We start from the raw sequence: 20313 nt of genomic DNA, 5'->3' as shown, positions 1-20313 counted from the left end.
GGTGCTTGCGGCACCGCCTATCGCGTGCAAGCACGCTCCCACAGGTTCGGCTCGCTGCCGCGGGTCCTGTGGCTATTCCGCGAAAGATGTCGCCCACAGGGTGGGCTCCTACAGCATCGGCTTTGTAGGCAGGGCCTGGGTGCGGGGTGGGCGGGGCATGGCCTGGGCGGGGATGAGCGCGATGCGGTCGCCGATGCGGGCGTAGCGCTGGCGGCCCAAGGCGGCCAGGTCACCGTATTCGATGCGGGTGCCGTCGAGGGTCAGGATCGCGAGCGGCGGGGCCAGCCCGATGTTGGCCGGTGCGAAGTCGGCCGCCGGCTTCCACTCGGCTACCGGCGTGGAAGCCAGCGCGGCGAGATCGGCTGGCCGGCCCTGGTCGGCGCCACTCCAGTGGTCCCCCTCTCGCTCGAAGCGCTGGGGTGGAAGGCCCTTCATGGTGATGTCGACGTGCTGCACGGTCGAGGGGTCGAGCGGCGTCAGCGTGTGGGCAAGCACATCGGCATCGTCGGAGTGCATCTGCCACGCCACGGCGCCAACCAGCGCAAGCAGCACCACGATCCCGATGGTCCGCGCACGCATCCTCAGCGCCTCCGGCGGCGCCAGGCGATGAACCCGCCGCAGCCGATCAACAGCACGGGCAGCGCGACAAGGAAGCCGAACGTCAGCGCATTCAGGCCGTCCTGCGACACCGTGATGACCCGGTCAGGTGCCCCGCGAGCTGGCAGGTCCACGAGCACGTCATCGCCGAGCAACCAGTTGAAGATGCGTTCGCCGAGCGCGCGATTGCCGCCGTTGCCCACGTACGTGTTCGACAGGAAATCGCCGTCGCCGATGATCACCGCGCGCTGCTCGCTTTTCTCCGGGCTGGGTGAGAGCCGGTTCAGCGCAAAGCCGAAATCCAGCGGGCCCTTCAGCTCACCGGTTTCGGGATGGAAAGCGATAGTGGATGGCTTGTCATTGTCGATGCCGCCGAACGCGGTCCAGCTACGGTCGCTCGAGCGCAGGAACGGCACCACGGCCCAGTCATGGTCGGAAACCTGCGCGAGCGCCGAAGCCTGCGGGAACAGGGTCGTATCGCGGAACGCGCGCGTGATCGCGTGGAACGGATAGTCCGACGCCACGATGATCCGTGGGTCCTTCACATTGAGCGTGCTGCCCTGGCCATCGACGAGTACGCCCGGCAGCACGCGCACGCCCAGTACATCGGCGAGTGCGCTCGTGCCGAAATCGGCATTGCCTGGCTCGGTGAGCCACAGCAGGTTGCCACCACCGTGCACGTAATCCACCAGCGCACCGACGGCCTGCGGGGTCAGTGCAGCGGCGGGGCTCGCCAGCACGACCAGGTCGGTGTGTTCGGGCCCGCCCTGTGTCTGCCCGAAGTTGAGCGGCACGGCGCGCATGCCGCGGCGCTCCATCTGCTGCATGAAGGTGCCCAGGTCGGCGTTGGCGACGCCGTCGGCCTGCCGTTCGCCATCGCCGGTGACGAACGCGACGATGCGCTCGCCACCACGGGCGAGGCGCTCGAGGGCGTTCGACAGGTTGCGCTCGTTAATCGGGCTCTCGACGCGCTCTTCGCGTCCCTTGTAGCGGACAAGCAGCGCGCCGTTACCGCTGATGCCCAACTGGCGTGATGCCGCCGGATCGAGGTCCGGATCGACGAACGACAGCTTCAGGTCGTGCTTCTCCCGGCTGTAGCGTTCGATCACCGCCGCGGTCTGCTCGCGCAGCGGGCCGGTCGGCGACAGGTAACCGACGACATCCACCGTGCCGGGCAGCTTCGACAGCACGGCGACGCTTTCGGGTGCGAGGCTGGCGCGTGCGCCGCGGGTCCAGTCGGCCGTCCATACATGGCGCGAACTGAGGAAGCCGAGGCATCCCGTCGCGATGAAAAGCCCGATGACGACGAGCCAGCGATCAAGGCGGCGCATTACTGACGCTCCCGGTCGGTGCCGAGGCGGCGGATGGCGAGGGTGAGCGACAGCGCGATGGCGAGGACGAACCAGAGCACGTCGACCGAGGTCACCAGCCCGCGCAACAGGTTCTGCAGATGGGTGGCCATCGTGAGCCAGTCGAGGAAGCCGCCACTGATGCCGGCCGCCTGAGCGCCCCGGTCGATCGTCCACAACGCGAGGGTGATGATGAGCGCCATCGCCGCGGCGATGGCGGGAAACGCCGTGGCAGCGGAACAGGCCAGGCCGATCGCCGCCAGCGTCGCCAGCACCAGGGCCGTGCCCAGCGTCGCCGCGGCCAGCTTGCCCCAGTCGGCGCTACCGCTGGCGCCAACGATGAGTGGCATCGCGAGCGTGGCGGCGAGCCACAGGCCAAGCCATGCGAGGACCGCGAGGTATTTGCCGATCACGATGCGCCAGGCAGGCAGGCCCGTCGAGGCGAGCAGGGCCAGCGTACCGGTACGACGCTCGCCGGCGATCAACGACATCGTCATCAGTGGCACGACGAGGAAGGAGAGCTTGACCAGTTCGGCCAGCAGGGGGATAGCGACGAGATCGGTGAATCCGGGCGCGTCGGCGACCGCGGCCAGCTTGACCTGCATGCCAAGGAACTGGCCAAGCCCGAGGACGAAGGTCCAGGCGAGCCAAGCGATCGTCAGCGCGGCCAGCGCCCAGGCGAGCGGGCGAACGGCCAGGCGGCGTAGTTCCAGGCGGGTGACGGCGGCGAGGCTCATGCGGCCGCTCCCGTGGCGATCGAGAAGAAGGTGGCTTCGAGCGCCTTCCCTCCTTCGGCGCCGCCCAGGGGCGCATCGTGGCGGAGCGTCCCCTCATGCAGGATCGCGACGCGATCGCAGACGGCGACCACCTCGGCCAGCACATGGGTGGAAAGGATCACGGCGCTGCCAGCGGCGGCTCGCTCACGGATCAGCTTGCGCAATTCGCCGACCTGGACAGGATCCAGGGCGTTGGCGGGTTCGTCGAGGATGAGCAGGGCCGGTTCGTGGACCAGGGCACAGGCCAGGCCCAGTCGCTGCCGCTGGCCCTGCGATAGCACCCCAGCCAGGCGGCGCCGAAGCTCGCCCAGCTGGAGCCGCTCGATGATCGCGCTGGCGGCGGCGCGGGCCGCGGTCCGGGAGGTGCCGCGGAGCGCCGCGAACGCCTGCAGGTGCTCTTCCACCGTGAGCTCAGGCCAGAGCGGCGCGCTTTCCGGCAGCCAGCCGATCAGCTCGCGGGCGATCGCCGGCTGCGCCACGAAATCGCGCCCGTCTAGCCGGATGGAGCCGGCATCGGGCTTGAGCGCCCCGGCCAGCATCTGCAGGGTGGTCGATTTACCGGCGCCATTGACGCCCAGAAGCCCCAGCACTTCACCGCGGTTCAGTGAAAAGCTCACGTCGCTCACGGCGGCGCGTCCCGCCCGGCGCCGGGAAACGCCGGCGACATTCAGCAGACCGGTATCGATCATGCGACTAAATCGCCCATCGTCGCGCAACGCGCGGGAACCTGCGGGCAACGCGCCCGGCGGTCTTCACATGGCTGAACAGGGCGGGTCGCGGTCATCCGGCGATTGTGCGGAAAGCGCCGCATTTCCCACAACCATGGGCTTCACATTTTGCCGCGTTCCGTGCTGGTGGGTACGGGGTCGCCCATATAGACTGCACAACTGTACATCCCCTTCACTACCCAAGCGGTAACGACTCGATGTTCGACACGGTGCTCGACTTCCTGGCCAACGGCCTCACCCGCGCTTCGTGGGGCGAGATCGTGGTCTACATGCTCGTGGTCACCCAGCTCACCATCTTCACGGTGACGCTGTACTACCACCGCAGCGCCACCCATCGCGGCGTCGATTTCCACTGGACGCTCAACGGTTTCTTCCGCTTCTGGGGCTGGCTCACCACCGGCATGGTCGTCAAGGAATGGGTCGCCATCCACCGCAAGCACCACGCCAAGGTCGAGACCGAGGAAGATCCGCACAGCCCGCAGATCTTCGGTATCAAGAAGGTCTTCCTGGACGGCGTGTCGCTCTACCGTGAGGCCAGCTACAACAAGGCCGACATGGAGAAGTACGGCCGCGGCACCCCGGATGACTGGTTCGAGCGCCACCTGTTCGGCAAGCACCCGTACTGGGGCCCCGTGCTCATGGCGGTCATCGATTTCTCGCTGTTCGGCGTGATCGGCATGGCGCTGTGGGCCGTGCAGATGCTGTGGATCCCGTTCTGGGCCGCCGGCTTCGTCAATGGCATCGGCCACTGGTGGGGTTACCGCAACTTCGAGAGCAGCGACACGGCCACGAACATCTCGCCGTGGGGCTTCTGGATCGGCGGTGAGGAACTGCACAACAACCACCACGCGTTCCCGAGCTCGGCGAAGTTCGCCCTGCGCAAGTGGGAGTTCGATATCGGCTGGGCGGCGATCTGCACGCTGCGTGTGTTCCGTCTCGCCAAGGTGCTCCGCGTGGCTCCCACGCTGAATATCCGCCCGAACGTGCACCTGCCGGATGCCGAGACGCTGAAGGGTGTGCTCACCCTGCGTTTCCAGGCGACCACGGACTACTACCGCAACGTCATCCTCCCGACGATGCGCGAGGAAGTGGAGCAGGCCGGCGACCGCATGAAGGCCGTGCCGCGTCGCCTGCGCCGTGCGCTGGCCGATGGTGGCCGCTGGCTCGACAACGATGCCCGCGAGCGCATGCATGCCGCCCTGGCCAACCGCCCGGCGCTGCAGACGGTGTGTGATTTCCGCGCCCGGCTCGTCGCCCTGATGGAAGAGCGTGGTGCCGACAAGGCGCTCAGCGCGCTCCAGCAGTGGATCCACGAAGCCGAGGAAAGCGGCATCCGCTCGCTCCAGCAGTTCGCGCAGCGCTTGAAGGGTTACTCCGCCGTCGGCGCGTAAGCATTCCGGATTGCAGCGTAAAAAAGCCCGCCATTGGCGGGCTTTTTTATTGCTCTTGCGGGAGCCAAAAAAAACCCGCCTTTCGGCGGGTTTTTCTCAAGATCAATTACTTGATCTTGCCTTCCTTGTATTCCACGTGCTTCCGGATGACGGGATCGTACTTCTTGATCAGCATCTTTTCCGGCGTGTTCTTCTTGTTCTTATCCGTGGTGTAGAAGTGCCCGGTACCCGCAGAGGAGATCAGGCGAATCTTATCGCGCTTGCCAGCCATTGTCGGACTCCTTAGATCTTCTCGCCACGGGCACGGAGGTCGGCCAGCACGGCTTCGATGCCGTTCTTGTCGATGGTGCGCAGGGCGTGGTTAGAAACGCGCAGCTTGACCCAACGGTTCTCGCTGGCGACCCAGAAGCGGCGCTCGTGCAGGTTCGGCAACCAGCGGCGGCGGGTCTTGTTGTTCGCATGCGAGACGTTGTTACCGGTCTGCACACCCTTATTGGTGACTTGGCATCTACGGGCCATGTGGGCCTCCTTATAGATTCGGTTTGACCACCCTTTGGCCAGGGAGGCAACGGCCCAGCGACACGGCCCGTGGATACAGGGGCGCCACGCGATGGCTGGAGGTGGAGCATTCCCGCCAGTTCGAGGCCCACATCGCGTGATGGGCCTGCCCGACAAAGCGGGTTGGCATAGGGGAGCCGGGCATTCTCCCAGATGATGGACCCTTCACGCAAGCAGGATGTGCGCTTGCCCGGGTTGTGTGAAACAATCCCGGCTTTCGCGCCGCTGGCGTGAATCCCCAACCCACGCCGCTTATTTTCGAGGAACAGACCATGGCAGAGTTCAACGCCAACGGCCAGGCCGGCCAGCCCCAGCTCGTGCTGCAGAAGATCTACGTGAAGGACGCTTCGTTCGAAGCCCCGAACGCGCCGCAGATCTTCCAGGAAATGGGCGAGACCGAGGCCCAGCCGCAGGTCCAGCTGAACCTGGGCCACAAGGCCGTCGACCTCGGCAACGACCTGTTCGAAGTCGTCCTGTCGCTCACGCTCACCTGCGCCCTGGGCGAGCGCACCGCGTACCTGGCCGAAGTGCACCAGGCCGGCATCTTCGGCATCGCCGGTTTCACCGACGAAGACCGTGACGGCATCCTGGGCTCGTACTGCCCGAACCTGCTCTTCCCGTACGGTCGCCAGATGGTCTCGGCCATGGTCCAGGAAGGCGGCTTCCCGCCGTTCCTCCTCCAGCCGATCAACTTCGATGCCCTGTACGCCGAGCAGCAGCGCCAGCAGGTCGAAGGCGCCGGTACCCATACGCTCAACAGCTAAGCCGTGAGCGCGCCTTCCCGACCCACCGTCGCCGTCCTCGGCGCCGGGTCCTGGGGCACCGCACTGGCCGCCCTGCTGGCGCGTAACGACGTCCCCACGCGCCTGTGGGGGCGTGACGCCGCCGCCCTGGCCGAGATGGCCTCGGCGCGGCGCAACCTGCGCTACCTGCCGGACCTGGATCTCCCGCCGGAGCTCGCCTACGAGGCCGACCTAGCCACCGCCGTGCGCGGCGCGGGCATCGTGCTGATCGTGGTGCCGAGCCATGCGTTCGCCTCCGTGCTGGACGAGATCATCCCGATGCTCGACCCGGGTGCCCGGATTTCCTGGGCCACCAAGGGCTTTGAGACCGGTACCGGCCGCTTCCTGCACGAGCTGGTGAACGAAAAGCTGCCGGGCCACCCGGCCGCGGTCGTCACCGGTCCGTCGTTCGCCCGTGAGGTGACCGCCGGCCTGCCCAGCGCGGTGACCGTGCACGCCACCGACGAAGCGTTCGGCAAGGAGCTGGCCGTCCTGCTCCATGCGCCGAACTTCCGTGCCTACACCGGCAACGACATCCTCGGTGCCGAGCTGGGCGGCGCGATGAAGAACGTGCTGGCCGTCGCCACCGGCGTGGCCGATGGCATGGAGCTCGGCCTCAACGCGCGCGCGGGGCTCATTACCCGCGGCATGAACGAGATGCTCCGGCTCGGCGTCGCCCTCGGTGCCCGTGCCGAGACCCTGATGGGCCTGGCGGGCCTGGGCGACCTGGTGCTCACCTGCACCGGCGACCTGTCGCGCAACCGCCGGCTGGGCCTGGCCCTGGGCAAGGGCACCAGCCTGCAGGATGCCGTGCGCCAGATCGGCCAGGTGGTCGAAAGCGTGGTCACCGCCGACGAGGTCGACCGCCTAGCCGCCAAGCACGGCCTGGACCTGCCGATTTCGGCGGCTGTCCGTGACGTGCTGCATGGCAAAGTCACCCCGGAAGAGGGCGTGCGCAGGCTGATGGGCCGCGAGCAGAAGGCCGAATACCCGGTCGACCTGTTCGCCAGCCGCCGCTCGTAGGCCCCCGCCGACCGCCCGGTTCGCTGAACCGGGCCGGTCCCGGGTAAAAAGTCCTACGGGCACGTCACCGTGCCTTTGCTAAGCTTCCTGTTTTGGTCGCGCAGGCGAGACCGACACGGATGCATCAACCGGACGAAAAGCGCAGGCGAACCGAACCGGCGGGTGAGCTCCCCGTGGCGTGGCAACGCGCGCTGGGTGGCATCGCGCCCAAGGCGCCCACGGCAGAGCGCACCGTGCTGGGCTTTTTCCTCGAGGGCGTGAACGACGACCACGAGCCGGCCGCCCGGCTGGATGTCGCCCCGGTCCTGCTGACCCAGGGCGAAGACGGCCGTTTCTCGCGCCCGTTGCCGCTGGATAGCCGGCATCTGCCGGAGTCCGCTCTCAATATCAATGAGAAACGTCTTGCCGCCACCGTCCTCGGCCTGCCGCAGACGTTGCGCAAGAGCCGCAGCTACGCGCGGTTCGCCGGCCCGCTGGGTGACCAGCTGCTTGCCGAGGTCCTGGATTCCGCGCCGTGCTTCTTCGGCGGCGTGGCCGGCCTGCGTCTCTCGCGCGGCGCGCCGCACGCCCTGCGCTGGCGCTGGAGCGTCGAAAAGGATGGCGGCCAGAAGCTGCTCCCCGACGTGCCCGCCAGCCAGCGGCTGTTCCGCGTCGGCACGCTCTGGTTTCTCGACGCCGAGCACGCCGAGGTAGGCCCGCTCGAAAGCGATGCCGCCGAGAGCGCGTGGCTCGATCTGCCGCCGTTGCCGCCGGAAAGCACCGCCACCTTCGCCTCTGGCCTGGGGGAAGCAGGCCTGGGCGAGCGGATCCCCGCTCCGCAGGTCTTCGGCGAGATGCGCCGGGCGGAGGTATCGCCGCGCCCCGTGCTGACCCTGCACGCGCTGACCCGGCACGCCCGCCTTGCCGCCGGTACGCCGCCGCTGGCGTATGGCCGCCTGTCGTTCGATTACGCCGGCGAGCGCCTGCCCGGCCGCGGTGGCGAGCCGCTGGTTCGCCGCGTGCGCAATGGCGTGCTGCTCGAGATCACGCGCCGCCGCGCCGAAGAACTCGCCAGCATGGAGACGCTGGAAACCGCGGGACTCAATCCGGCGGTGGATACCGAGGGTTTGCCCTGGGACATGGCCGACACGCTGCCTGACGATGCGTGGCTATTCCCCGGCAAGGGCTACGCCGGCGCACTCGAAGTGAACACGCCCGCGCGCTGGCTGGCGCTGCGCCCGAAGCTCGAGGCCGATGGCTTCATGCTCGATTACGCGCCCAGCTTCCCGTTTGAAGTGCTCGAAGGCCCCGTGCACTGGTACGGCCAGGCCCGCGAAGACGATGCCGATCGTGCTTTCGACCTGGAAATCGGCATCGAGGTGGAAGGCAAGCGCGTGAACCTGCTGCCCGCCGTGGCGCAGGCGCTCGCGGAGCATCAGCTCAGCCTCAGCCCCATGCCGGGCGAAGCGGAAGATTCCGTGTGGTACGCGCCGGTCGACGATCGCCGCCGCGTGCCCGTGCGCCTGAAGGAACTGCGCGACTTGCTCGCACCGCTTGCCGAATATCTCGAGAAGCCGCGCCAGCAGTTGCACCTGCCACGCGTGCAGGCCGGCCGTCTCGAAGAGATCGTGCAGGCGCTGCCCAGCGGCGGTTCGTTCGAAGCCCCCGAGCGCCTGCGTGGTTTCACCAAGCGCCTGCGCGAAGCCGCGGAACGCGCGAGCGATGCGGTGCCCGAAGGCCTGCACGCCGAACTGCGCGGCTACCAGCGCGATGGCCTGCGCTGGATGAACGCGCTGGCCGAAGCCGGTACCGGTGGCGTGCTCGCCGACGACATGGGCCTCGGCAAGACGCTGCAGCTGATCACGCACCTGCTGGCGCTGAAGGAAAGCGGGCAGCTCGATGCACCAGCGCTCGTCGTGGTGCCGACCAGTCTCGTGCCGAACTGGGTGTCGGAAGTCGCGCGTTTCGCGCCGAGCCTGCGCCTGCTTGCGCTGCACGGCCCGCAGCGTGCGGAGACGTTTACCCGCATGGCGGAGAACGACGTCATCCTCACCACCTACGCGCTGATGCCGCGTGATGTTGAGGCGCTGAAGAAGCAGCCTTTCTCGCTGGTCGTGCTCGATGAAGCGCAGCAGGTGAAGAACCCGCGCACGCAGGCGCGCCGCGCGCTGCTGGCGCTGAAGATCCCGCGTTGCCTGTGCCTTACCGGCACGCCGCTCGAGAATCACCTTGGCGAGTTGTGGTCGCAGATCGACCTTGCCGTTCCGGGGTTGCTTGGTGACGAAGGCGCGTTCCGCCGTCATTACCGCGCGCCGATCGAAAAGCACCAGGACACCGATGTGCAGGAGCGCCTGAACCGGCGTATCGCACCGTTCATCCTGCGCCGTACGAAAGCCCAGGTGGCGTCCGAACTGCCGGCGAAGACCGAGATCACCCGCCGCGTCGTCATGGAGCCGCGTCAGCGCGATCTGTATGAAAGCCTGCGCCTTTCGCTCGCGGAAGAGTTGCGCGAGGTCATCGCACAGCGCGGCATCGCGCACAGCGGCATCGTCGTGCTCGATGCGCTGCTGAAGCTGCGCCAGGTCTGCTGCGATCCGCGCCTGGTGAAACTCGAAGCCGCGCGCGGCGTGCGCGAGTCGGCGAAGTTCGAGCTGCTGATGGACATGCTACCCGCACTGCTTGCCGAAGGCCGTCGCGTGCTGCTCTTCAGCCAGTTCACCGAGATGCTCAAGCTCATCGCGAACGAGCTGGATCGTCGCCGCCTGAGCTACGTCACACTGACCGGTGAAACCCGCGATCGCGCCGAACCGGTGCAGCGTTTCCAGGATGGCGAAGTACCGCTGTACCTGCTGTCGCTGAAAGCTGGCGGCGTCGGCCTCAACCTCACCAGCGCCGACACGGTCATCCACTACGACCCGTGGTGGAACCCCGCCGCGGAAGCGCAGGCCAGCGACCGCGCGCATCGCATCGGGCAGGACAAGCCGGTGTTTGTCTACCGCCTGATCACGGCGGGGACGGTCGAAGAGCGCATCGAAGAGCTAAAGGCTCGGAAGGCGGAGCTTGCCGATGCGGTGCTCGAAGGTGGCGGCAGCCGTGAGCGCCTGAGCTTCGACGAAAGCGACCTGGATGCGCTGCTCGCTCCGGCGAACTGATCCACTTCATCGCGTATCGCGTGCAAGCACGCTCCGACAGGAGCGTGCCAGGGCCGTCGTAGGAGCCCACCCTGTGGGCGACATCTTTCGCGATGCCGCCCAAGACCCTGTGGTTCTTCCGCGAACGGCGTCGCTCACAGGGTGAGCTCCTACGCAAGAGCTGCGAGGGCTCTTGTGGGAGCGCTTGCGCGCGATTCAGCGGCGCAGCGGCGTGCCACCAGCCTCGACGATCGCCAGGGCGGCGCCGCCGATGAGGCCCGGCTCCGGGTTCATGATGGCCTGCGTCGGCACCTGCTCCATCGTGTCGCGGAACCGGCCCTTGGCTTCGAAGCGCTCGCGGAAGTGCTTCTGGATCCAGGGGATCAGGATCGGGGTCATGCCACCGGTGAGGTACACGCCATCCCACGCACCCAGCGTGAGCACGAGATCGCCTGCGACGCTGCCGAAGATGCCGGCGAAAGTCTCGACCGCGCGCTGGCACATCGGGCAGGTGCCGTCGGTGGCGCGGCGGGTGATGTCTTCCGGGGTGATCGTCTCGTCGGGCTTCTGGCCCGAGATCTCGCAGATGGCGGTATAGAGGTTCTGCAGGCCGCCACCGCTGATCAGGCGCTCGTTCGAGACGCGGCCGTAACGGAGGTTCAGGACCTTCAGGATCTCGATATCTTCCGGGCTGTGCGCAGCGAAGCCGGCGTGGCCGCCCTCGGTCTGCAGCACGCTGACCTTGTCGCCACGGATCAGCAGGCCGCCGACGCCCAGGCCGGTGCCCGGGCCGACGACGACGAAGGTCTGCTCGTCCTTCGCACCGATCCGCGGCACGGCGACGTTGCCGACCGCCATGAGCTCGGTGGTGCCCTTGTCATCGATGACCTTGTCCGCGCTCATCAGCATCACCGCCATCGACTGGGCGGCGAAATCGTTGACCAGGTGGACCCACTCGAGGTCCAGTTCCTTTGCCAGCTTGTGCGCGGAAATGGCCCAGGGGTTGTTGGTGACCTTCACGGTCTCGCCGTTATCAATACGGCCCGCGGCGGCGATGATGGCGCGCTGCGCCTCATGCCCGGTTTCCTTGAAGTACTGCTTCGCGGCGTCAGCCAGCGAGGCGTAGTCCTTGACGTGGTAGCGGCGGATGCTTTCCTGGACCAGCGGGTGGTCTTGTTCCGGGTGGGCGATGCCGAACCGGACATTCGTGCCGCCGAGGTCGGCGAGCAGGGTCGGCGCCGCGGCGCTAACGTTGGCCATGATGGGAAACCTGTCGTGTCACGGAAGCCCGCAAGGGTGCCTCTTGCGGGGCCTGACGTCTAGTGACGGTTTGCTCTTCACTCCGTTGACACGACCGGGGAGTCCTGAATGGGGCCGTGGGGAACCGACACTATGACGTAAACGATTACGTCGGCAGAATACCCCATCCACCGGGTCCATGGCACGCGCAGGCGGGCCGGCCCCCGACACATCCCGGAGAGTTCTGATGGCAGCGGTTCGCCTCGACAAGGTACGCAAGGTTTACCCCAACGGCCACGTGGCCCTGAAAGAGGCGAGCTTCGAGATCGCGGATGGCGAGCTGCTGGTGCTGGTCGGCCCCTCGGGCTGTGGCAAGACCACGCTGCTGCGGATGATCGCCGGGCTCGAATCGATCACGGGCGGCACGATGACCATCGGCGACCGCGTGGTGAACGACGTGGCGCCGAAGGATCGCGACATCGCCATGGTGTTCCAGAACTACGCGCTGTACCCGCACATGACCGTGCGCGAGAACCTCGGCTTCGGCCTGCGCCTGCGTGGCACCGACAAGGCGGAGATCGATCGCCGCGTTGCGGATGCCTCCGACATGCTTGGCTTGAACGAGCGCCTGGACCATCGGCCCGCGGCATTGTCGGGCGGCCAGCGCCAGCGTGTCGCCCTCGGCCGCGCACTCGTGCGTGACCCTTCCGTGTTCCTGCTCGACGAGCCGCTGTCGAACCTGGATGCGAAGCTGCGTCTCTCGACTCGCGTCGAAATTGCGCGCATCCATCGCCGCGTCGGCGCGACCATGGTCTACGTCACCCACGACCAGATCGAGGCGATGACGCTCGGCCAGCGCATCGTGGTGTTGAACGGCGGCGTGATCCAGCAGCTGGATACGCCGATGAACCTCTACAACAAGCCGGCAAATCTTTTCGTCGCCGGCTTCCTTGGCAGCCCGGCCATGAACCTGTTCCACGGCACGCTGCGTCGTGAGGATGGGCTGCGCCTGGTGATGAAGGAGGGCAGCATCGCGCTGGGCGCGGACACGCCGGCGCTGGCGGCTTACGTCGACAAGCCGCTGATCGTCGGGCTGCGGCCTGAAGACCTTCTGACGGTCGCGGACCATGCCGGCATCGATGAGCGCCTGCGCGCACATGTCGAGGTCGTCGAGCCCGTGGGTAACGAAGTATTCCTCAACATGCGCCACGCCGGTGAGGAGCTCGTCTCGCGCGTACCGCCGCATTCGTCGATCCAGCCGGGCACGGATGTCGGCCTGGGCTTCAAGCCTGAGCGCCTGCACTTCTTCGACCCGGAGACGACTTCACGCATCGACGCGTGAGTATCATCTCATGTTGCGAATGCGAGCCATTCGCAATAAGCTAGGCGGCGACCGCCCATGAAGAGGCGGCGAACCATGCCCCGATAACCGGCCGCCAGCCCGGAGGCACGTGCCTCCTTCGCAAGCTCCCGATCCCTAGCGAAGGACGTTCCACGTGTACACAACCCGGAAGACCCTGCTCGCCGCTGCCGTAGGCGCGGCACTGCTTTGCGCCGCCAGCGCCCATGCCGCCGACGCGGCCGCCGCGCCCATCGCCGCCACGACGACGGACGACCTCCCGCGCATCACCGTCACCGCGATCGGTTCGTCGCTGCGTTTCGACGTGCCGGCCACGGTTACGGTCATCGACCGGCAGAAGATGGACCGCCACCTTGTCGCGAACATCCGCGACCTCGTGAAGTACGAACCCGGCGTTTCCGTTGTCGGCACCGCCGGTCGCTGGGGTCTCGACAGCTACAACATCCGCGGGCTCGACGGTAACCGCGTATCGATCCTGACCGACGGCGTACCGGCCTCCAGCTCGTTCGGCTTCTCCACCACCGGCATGCGCGCGGGCCGCAGCTTCGTCGACCCGGACACGCTGAAGGCCGTGGAGATCACCCGTGGTCCCGCCTCGGCCCTGAATCCGTCGGATTCGCTCGGCGGCACGGTGCGCTACACCACGAAGGACCCCGCCGATTACCTGAAGGACGGTAAGGACACCTACGTCTCGGTGCGCGAGCGCTACGACAGCGCCGACCGTTCACTGGGCACCTCGCTCACGCTGGCCGGCGGCCGTCCGGATAGCGGCCTGGTGATCGTGGCCAACCACATCGAAGGCCACGACCTGGGCAACAAGGGCGACGTCGCCACGCAGAACTACACTCGCACGCGCCCCGATCCACTGACCCAGAACAGCACCAGCCTGCTCGCGAAATACGTGCACGTCGCGGCGAGCGGTCGCGAGGATCGCGTGACCGCCGACTTCTACCGCAACAACGTCCATACCAACGTCCTCAGCGCCGTCGGCCAGGCCGGCACGACGCGCCTGCTTACCGACACGGCAAACGACCGCGCGACCCGCCAGCGCGTCTCGGTCGGCCAGCGCTTCCCGACGATCGCCATGGGTATCGCTGACACCCTCGAGTGGGACCTGTACTGGCAGAAGTCCGAGACCGAATCGCAGACGCGTACGCTCGCCAACGTACCCACGCGCAACGCAACGTACGACCGCCTGTACCTCAGCGACCTGAACGAGAAGGTGGTCGGCGGCCACCTCACGTTCGGCAAGACGATCGACTCGGGCAGCGTGCAACAGCACATCGCCTACGGCGTCGAGGCATCGCGCACCACGCCGACCGGCCAGCTGGGCGGGCAGGGCACGAACATCGCCACCGGCATCACATCGAGCAGTTCCCCGTACATGCCGGAGAACTACCCGCTGCGCTTCTTCCCGCGCAATGACACCGACCGCTACGCCGTGTTCGCGCAGGACGAGATCGCCCTGATGGACGGCCGCCTGCGGATCACCCCGGGCGTGCGCTGGGATCACTATGCGTTCAAGCCGGACCAGAACGATCCGTATTACCAGAGCTCGTTCGTGCAGGAAGGCCTGGGTGATGTGAAGAAGAACCGCTTCTCCCCGAAGCTCGGCGTGACCTTCGCCGTCACCGACAACGTCGAACTGTTCGGCAACTACAGCCAGGGCTTCCGCCCGCCGTTGTACAACGAACTGGCCGTGGCTTGGGGCACTGCGCGTCTTTACGGCATCGTACCCAACCCGAACCTCAAGCCCGAGACGAGCAAGGGCATCGAGATCGGCGTGCGTGGCAACGGTGACCTCGGTTACTTCAGCGCCAGCGCGTACTACAACCGCTACCGCAACTTCATCTTCGGCGGCTACACGCTGCCGCGGAATGAATGGCCGCAGTGGGCGGTCAGCCAGAACCTGTTGATCGTCATGCAGGCGGTGAATTTCCCGAAGGCCACGATCAAGGGCGTCGAAGCCTCGGGCGGCCTCATGCTCGGCGCGTTGAACGACTCGCTGGCCGGCTGGCGCATCGAAGGCAACCTGGCCGCGTCGAAGGGCGACAAGAAGACTTACGAGGGTGGCTGGTCGCCGCTCAACAGTGTCGACCCGCTCACGGCGACGCTCTGCATCGCCTACGACGCGAAGGACTGGGGCGCCGAACTGGTGGGCAAGGGCGTGCAGCGCAAGTCGCGGCTCGACGACGACACCACGTTCCGCGCGCCCGGCTACGCCACGCTCGATCTTTATGCGCACTGGAAGCCGTGGGAGCCGCTGGAGCTGATGGCCGGCGTCACCAATATCGCCGATCGCAAGTACTGGGACTGGGGCTCGCTGCACGGCGGCGTGCTGACCAACGTCGCCACGGGCGGCGGCGTCGATGACGCCCAGGCGCGCAACGCCCAGATCGAGCGACTGACCATGCCCGGCCGCGCGCTCGTCGTATCCGCCCGCTACACCTTCTGAGGAGACCGCGCCATGCAGGATATCCAGACCGCTACCGCGCCGCGCATCGACATCCCGGCGCTTCTCCAGGGTTACCGTCTCCTGCGTGAGGCCGAGCCCGGCCTGCGCGCGCGGGACGCCGCGCAGCGGCTGGGCGTCAGCGAAGGCGCCCTGGTTGCAAGCCGTGTCGGCGATGGCGTGACCCGCCTCGAAGGCGAGCTGCCCGACATCATCCGCGACCTGCCCGCACTCGGTCGCGTGATGGCGCTGACGCGCAACGAGTACTGCGTTCATGAAAAGAAGGGCGCCTACGACCACATCGATATCGGCGGCGCCATGGGTATCGTGCTTGCCGAGGATATCGACCTGCGCCTGTTCCTCCGCCACTGGCGCTACGGCTTCGCGGTGAAGGAGGTATCGCGTGGCCGCGAGCTCGAGAGCCTGCAGTTCTTCGATGGCGACGGCAAGGCCGTGCACAAGGTGTATGTCACCGAGGACACCAACCGCTCGGCGTGGCGCGCACTGCTGCACCGCTATACAGCCGCGGTGCAGTCGCCGCTCATCGATATCGTGAGCGTGGAGGAGCCGCTGCCCGAGCGTCTCGACGATGCGGCGGTGGATGCCGATTCGTTGCGCGACCACTGGCGCGCGCTGCGCGATCCGCACGACTTCTTCGCGATGCTGAAGAAGCACAAGGTCACGCGCACGCAGGCGCTCCGCCTGGTGGGCGAAGAATTCGCCACGCGGGTTTCCGATGCGGCGATCCGCACCGTGCTCGAAGGCGCCTCGGCGACCGGGACGCCGCTGATGGTGTTCGTCGGTTCGCCGGGCGTGGTGCAGATCCACACCGGCCCGGTCAGCAACATCGTGATGGCGGGCCCGTGGATCAACGTGATGGATCCCGCGTTCAACCTGCACCTGCGCACCGATGCGATCGTGAGCAGCTGGATCGTCCGCAAGCCCGTGCCGGAAGGTGTGGTGACGTCGCTGGAACTCTATGCAGCGGACGGCACGCAGATCGTGCAGGTGTTCGGCAAGCGCAAGCCCGGAGTGCCCGAGCGGGATGACTGGCGGGCGTTGCTCGCCACCGTCGGGGTGGCGGCATGAACGCGCGGGCATTCGTCCTCGCCGCCGCGATGGCGGCGTTGCCGTGCGTCGCTGAAGCCGCGTCGCGCATTGTCTCGCTTGGTGGCGATGTCACGGAAACCGTCTATGCCATCCACGCGCAGGACCAGCTTGCCGCGGTGGACAGCACCAGCACCTGGCCCGAGGCCGCGCGCAAGCTGCCCGACGTCGGCTACGTCCGCCAGCTCAGTGCGGAGGGCGTGCTCGCGTTGCGCCCCGACCTCCTCCTCGCCACGCACGATGCGGGTCCGCCGACCGCGATCGAACAGATCCGTGGCGCTGGCGTCCAGATCGAAACCTTGCCTGCATCGCGGTCGCCGCAGGATATCGAAGCGAAGATCCGCCGCATCGGTGCTATCACGGGCCATGCGAAGGAAGCCGATGCGCTGGCGAACGATGTGGCCGCGCGCTTTGCATCGTTGGCGAAGGTCGTGGCGGCCATGCCGACGCATCCGCGTGCCGTGTACCTGATGTCGGCCGGCACGGGCAGCCCGATGGCTGCCGGCCGCGATACCGCGGCGGACCGCGCCATCGTGCTGGCGGGCGGTATCAATGCCGCGGCGGACGTGCCGGGATACAAAGCCGTGTCGCCGGAGTCGCTCGTGGCCATGAAGCCGGATGCAATCGTGCTGATGAAGGAGCAGGAGGCCTCGGTGGGCGGTGTGGACGGCGTGCTGCGGATGCCGGGTGTTGCCGATACGCCGGCCGGCAAGGCAAAGCGGATCTACTTCGTGGAAGGCCAGGCCTTGCTTGGCTTTGGCCCGCGCACGGCGGAAAGCGCCGCGGCATTGCAGGCGCGCTGGGCCGCGCCGTGAACAGCGTGGCTGCGTCGTTGCCGAGGCGTCGCCCGGGGCCCCGCGCCCTGCTAGGCGCGCTGGCGCTACTCCTGCTCGCCACGTCGATCTGGAGCCTGACCCGCGGCGCCATGGCGATCGCGCCGGCCGATGTCGCCAGCGCACTGTGGCGCTGGCTCACGGGTGAAGCGCCGCAGGGTGACGACGGCATCGTGCTTGGCCTGCGCTTGCCGCGCATGCTGCTCGCGACGGCCGTGGGGGCTGCGCTGGCGACGGGCGGCAGCACGATGCAGGGGTTGTTCCGCAATCCACTCGCTGACCCGGGGCTGATCGGCGTCTCGGCCGGTGCCGCCGTGGGCGCCGTCGGGGCGATCGTGCTCGGTGGCAAGTCGGGCTCGTGGGTGGTGGCGGTGTCGGCCTTCATCGGCGGCCTCGTCGCGACATCGCTGGTATTCGCCATTGGACGGCGTCGGCCGGGTGTCGCGAACCTGCTGCTCGCCGGCGTCGCGATCAATGCGATCGCCATGGCGGGCGTCGGCCTGCTCACCTACCTCGCCAACGAAAACCAGTTGCGCGATCTCACCTTCTGGTCGCTCGGCAGCCTGGGTGGCGCCAGTTGGGGGCGGCTTGGGATCGTTGCGCCGTGGATCGTGGTTCCGCTGCTCCTGTTGCCGCGCGCCGCGGCCGCGTTGAACGCGTTGCTGCTGGGTGATGGTGAGGCCGCGTTGCTGGGGTTCCGCCCTGAACGCCTGCAGCCCTTGCTCGTGGGACTGGTCGCCTTGTCGGTGGGTGCCTCGGTCGCGTTCACGGGCGTGATCGGGTTCGTCGGGCTGGTCGTGCCGCACCTGCTGCGCATGACGTGTGGTCCGGATCATCGGTTCCTCTTACCAGCCTCCGCGCTGGGCGGCGCCACCCTGCTCGTCGCTGCCGACGCGCTCGCGCGCACCGTGGTGGCACCCGGTGAGCTGCCGATCGGCGTACTCACGGCACTCGTGGGCGGCCCGTTCTTCCTCTGGCTGCTGTTGCGTCGCCGGGTGGGGGAGGGAGTGTCATGACGACCAACGCAGTCAGTCAGCTGGTCGCCGAAGGTGTCGGCATCGTGCGCCAGGGCCGCGCGATCCTGAGCCATGTATCGCTCGCAGCCACACCGGGACGGTTGCTGGTGCTGGTTGGCCCGAACGGCGCGGGCAAGAGCACGCTGCTCGGCGCGCTCGCTGGGCGGATCCGGCCGGATGCCGGGTATGTCACCCTCGATGCGCTACCGCTCACCGCGTGGGAACCGCGTGCGCTCGCGCGCCGGCGGGCGATGCTCTCGCAGCGGGTCGACCTGGCTTTCGGTTTCACCGCACGCGAAGTCGTGATGCTCGGCCGTAGCCCGCACGTGCCGGATGCCGTGCGCGACGAAGCGATTACCGTGGCGGCGTTGCGCGCCGCGCACGCCTGGGAGTTGCGCGATCGGCGCTACACCGCGTTGTCCGGTGGCGAGCAGCAGCGCGTGCAGCTCGCACGGGTGCTGGCGCAGATCTGGCAGGGTGGGTCGCAGGGAGCATGGTTGTTGCTGGATGAGCCGGAAGCGGGCCTCGACATCGCCCACCAGCACTTCATCCTGCGCCGCGCACGGGCGTGCGCGGCGATGGGCCTGGGGGTGATCGCGGTGCTGCATGACCTGAACCTCGCCGCGCGGTATGCGGATGAGGTGGCGGTACTGGCCGGGGGTGCGTTGTTGCGGCACGGGGCGCCGGGGGATGCGCTGGATACGGCGTTGTTGTCGGAGATTTATGGGATTCCGTTGGGGCGGAGCTTCGGTATCGACGTGGCGTAGGGGTGAAAGGCGTCGCCCACGGGGTGGGCTCCCACGACCGCGGGCGCGGGCTGCGACGACCTGCCGCCCCCGGGTTGGCCGCCGGGGCGTAAAATGGCGGGATCGCCACACGTCCAGGCACGTCCCATGACCTTTCCTGCTGTCCGTATGCGCCGCATGCGCCGCGACGCCTTCTCCCGCGCCCTGATGCGCGAAACCGTGCTCACCACCGCCGACCTGATCATGGTTGCGTTCGTGGTGGAGGGCCAGGGCGTCCGCCAGCCGGTGCCGTCCATGCCGGGCGTCGAGCGCCTTTCCATCGATGAACTGGTGAAGCTCGGCGCCGAGTGCGTCGCACTGGGTATTCCCGCGCTGGCGATCTTCCCGTCGGTGGATGGCTCCGCGAAGACCGAGGACGCGCGCGAGGCATGGAACCCCGACGGGCTGTTCCAGCGCGCGACGCGCGAGCTGAAGAAGCGTTTCCCGGAACTGGGACTGATCGGTGACGTCGCGCTCGACCCATATACGACGCACGGCCAGGACGGGCTCATCGACGCCGATGGCTATGTGATGAACGAGCCGACCGTAGAGGCGCTGATCCGGATGTCGCTGGCCCAGGCCGAGGCCGGCATGGATTTCGTGGCCCCGTCCGACATGATGGATGGACGCATCGGTGCGATCCGCGACGCGCTCGAGGCGGCCGGCCACATCCACACCCGCATCCTGGCTTACTCGGCGAAATACGCATCGAGCTTCTACGGTCCGTTCCGCGATGCCGTGGGTTCGTCGGCCAACCTCGGCAAGGGCAACAAGCACACGTACCAGATGGACGTGGGCAACAGCGACGAGGCGCTGCGCGAGGTCGAGCTCGACCTGGCCGAAGGTGCCGATGCCGTCATGGTGAAGCCGGGCCTGCCGTACCTCGACATCGTGCGCCGGGTGAAGGAGACCTTCGGTGCGCCGACCTTCGTCTATCAGGTGAGCGGCGAGTACGCGATGATCAAGGCCGCCGCGCAGAACGGCTGGCTGGATGAGAAAGCGGTCGTCCTGGAATCACTGGTGGCGATGAAGCGCGCCGGCGCGGATGCCATCCTGACCTATTTCGCCCTGGATGTTGCCCGCTGGCTCAAGGCCTGATTCCCCGCGGCCTTGTGGGAGCGGGGGGGGGGGGGGGCAGGGGTGGTGCCCCCAACCAAAAAGCCCCCCCCCCCGGCCCCCCGCCATGCCCCACCCCCGGGTGTGTCCA

At 67.6% G+C, this 20313-nt stretch carries 18 protein-coding genes; 11 read left to right on the top strand and 7 right to left on the bottom strand.

The window, feature by feature from the left end; all coding sequences use genetic code 11:
- Nucleotides 1–108 precede the first annotated feature (108 nt).
- Genes ACTHLF_RS10915 through ACTHLF_RS10900 form a run of 4 tightly spaced genes read right to left on the bottom strand, consistent with a single transcriptional unit; the run spans nucleotide 109 to nucleotide 3411 of the window.
- A complete protein-coding gene (locus ACTHLF_RS10915) occupies nucleotides 109–579 on the bottom strand; it encodes a hypothetical protein (protein ID WP_440327350.1) in 471 nt (156 codons plus the stop codon).
- A 2-nt stretch (nucleotides 580–581) separates the two neighbouring features.
- On the bottom strand, nucleotides 582–1928 hold the full coding sequence (locus tag ACTHLF_RS10910; protein WP_440327349.1) for a GldG family protein: 1347 nt from the start codon (nucleotides 1926–1928) through the stop codon (nucleotides 582–584).
- Nucleotides 1928–2683: an ABC transporter permease gene (locus ACTHLF_RS10905; RefSeq protein ID WP_440327347.1), complete on the bottom strand. Its 756-nt coding sequence runs from the start codon at nucleotides 2681–2683 to the stop codon at nucleotides 1928–1930. Before ACTHLF_RS10905 ends, ACTHLF_RS10910 begins: the two co-directional genes overlap by 1 nt.
- Nucleotides 2680–3411 carry an ABC transporter ATP-binding protein gene (locus ACTHLF_RS10900; protein ID WP_440327345.1) on the bottom strand — a complete coding sequence of 244 codons (732 nt, stop codon included), beginning with the start codon at nucleotides 3409–3411 and terminating at the stop codon, nucleotides 2680–2682. Before ACTHLF_RS10900 ends, ACTHLF_RS10905 begins: the two co-directional genes overlap by 4 nt.
- A gap of 236 nt (nucleotides 3412–3647) precedes the next feature.
- Between ACTHLF_RS10900 and ACTHLF_RS10895 the strand changes: the two genes are divergently transcribed.
- Nucleotides 3648–4841, top strand: coding sequence for a DesA family fatty acid desaturase (locus tag ACTHLF_RS10895; RefSeq protein ID WP_440327343.1), 1194 nt, complete (start codon nucleotides 3648–3650; stop codon nucleotides 4839–4841).
- Between the two features lie 106 nt (nucleotides 4842–4947).
- On the opposite strand, the gene rpmG is transcribed toward ACTHLF_RS10895, so the two are convergent.
- Nucleotides 4948–5112: a 50S ribosomal protein L33 gene (gene rpmG / locus ACTHLF_RS10890; protein WP_045829048.1), complete on the bottom strand. Its 165-nt coding sequence runs from the start codon at nucleotides 5110–5112 to the stop codon at nucleotides 4948–4950.
- An 11-nt stretch (nucleotides 5113–5123) separates the two neighbouring features.
- Entirely contained in the window at nucleotides 5124–5360 is a 237-nt protein-coding gene (gene rpmB, locus ACTHLF_RS10885; protein WP_216156715.1) for a 50S ribosomal protein L28, read from the bottom strand.
- Between the two features lie 311 nt (nucleotides 5361–5671).
- Between rpmB and secB the strand changes: the two genes are divergently transcribed.
- The 3 genes from secB (at nucleotide 5672) to ACTHLF_RS10870 (ending at nucleotide 10335) form a co-directional block, all read left to right on the top strand.
- Complete coding sequence (gene secB / locus ACTHLF_RS10880) at nucleotides 5672–6163, top strand: protein-export chaperone SecB (RefSeq protein WP_440327341.1); 492 nt, start codon at nucleotides 5672–5674, stop codon at nucleotides 6161–6163.
- Nucleotides 6164–6166: 3 nt separating this feature from the next.
- Entirely contained in the window at nucleotides 6167–7204 is a 1038-nt protein-coding gene (locus tag ACTHLF_RS10875; protein ID WP_440327339.1) for an NAD(P)H-dependent glycerol-3-phosphate dehydrogenase, read from the top strand.
- 119 nt (nucleotides 7205–7323) lie between these two features.
- Nucleotides 7324–10335 carry a DEAD/DEAH box helicase gene (locus ACTHLF_RS10870; RefSeq protein WP_440327337.1) on the top strand — a complete coding sequence of 1004 codons (3012 nt, stop codon included), beginning with the start codon at nucleotides 7324–7326 and terminating at the stop codon, nucleotides 10333–10335.
- 195 nt (nucleotides 10336–10530) lie between these two features.
- Here ACTHLF_RS10870 and glk read toward each other — a convergent pair whose 3' ends face one another.
- A complete protein-coding gene (gene glk, locus ACTHLF_RS10865) occupies nucleotides 10531–11574 on the bottom strand; it encodes a glucokinase (RefSeq protein ID WP_440327335.1) in 1044 nt (347 codons plus the stop codon).
- Nucleotides 11575–11800: 226 nt separating this feature from the next.
- Between glk and ACTHLF_RS10860 the strand changes: the two genes are divergently transcribed.
- The 7 genes from ACTHLF_RS10860 to hemB all read left to right on the top strand — a co-directional run bounded on the left by ACTHLF_RS10860 (nucleotide 11801) and on the right by hemB (nucleotide 20204).
- On the top strand, nucleotides 11801–12895 hold the full coding sequence (locus ACTHLF_RS10860) for an ABC transporter ATP-binding protein (protein WP_440327333.1): 1095 nt from the start codon (nucleotides 11801–11803) through the stop codon (nucleotides 12893–12895).
- Nucleotides 12896–13049: 154 nt separating this feature from the next.
- Nucleotides 13050–15368 (top strand): TonB-dependent hemoglobin/transferrin/lactoferrin family receptor, encoded by a 2319-nt coding sequence (locus ACTHLF_RS10855; protein WP_440327332.1) that lies wholly within the window; start codon nucleotides 13050–13052, stop codon nucleotides 15366–15368.
- Nucleotides 15369–15380: 12 nt separating this feature from the next.
- A complete protein-coding gene (locus ACTHLF_RS10850) occupies nucleotides 15381–16454 on the top strand; it encodes a hemin-degrading factor (RefSeq protein ID WP_440327330.1) in 1074 nt (357 codons plus the stop codon).
- The gene (locus ACTHLF_RS10845) at nucleotides 16451–17287 is read left to right on the top strand and encodes a heme/hemin ABC transporter substrate-binding protein (protein ID WP_440327329.1); all 837 of its coding nucleotides are present in this window, start codon (nucleotides 16451–16453) and stop codon (nucleotides 17285–17287) included. The genes ACTHLF_RS10850 and ACTHLF_RS10845 overlap by 4 nt, the downstream gene beginning before the upstream one ends.
- Nucleotides 17284–18321, top strand: a complete 1038-nt coding sequence (locus tag ACTHLF_RS10840) for a FecCD family ABC transporter permease (RefSeq protein WP_440327327.1) — start codon at nucleotides 17284–17286, stop codon at nucleotides 18319–18321. The genes ACTHLF_RS10845 and ACTHLF_RS10840 overlap by 4 nt, the downstream gene beginning before the upstream one ends.
- Nucleotides 18318–19088, top strand: coding sequence for a heme ABC transporter ATP-binding protein (locus ACTHLF_RS10835; RefSeq protein WP_440327325.1), 771 nt, complete (start codon nucleotides 18318–18320; stop codon nucleotides 19086–19088). The genes ACTHLF_RS10840 and ACTHLF_RS10835 overlap by 4 nt, the downstream gene beginning before the upstream one ends.
- A gap of 126 nt (nucleotides 19089–19214) precedes the next feature.
- On the top strand, nucleotides 19215–20204 hold the full coding sequence (gene hemB, locus ACTHLF_RS10830) for a porphobilinogen synthase (protein ID WP_440327323.1): 990 nt from the start codon (nucleotides 19215–19217) through the stop codon (nucleotides 20202–20204).
- The last annotated feature ends 109 nt before the right edge of the window (nucleotides 20205–20313 follow it).

This window comes from Luteibacter sp. (assembly GCF_051958795.1).
Lineage (GTDB): Bacteria > Pseudomonadota > Gammaproteobacteria > Xanthomonadales > Rhodanobacteraceae > Luteibacter.
This window is presented reverse-complemented; position numbering and strand designations above follow the sequence as displayed.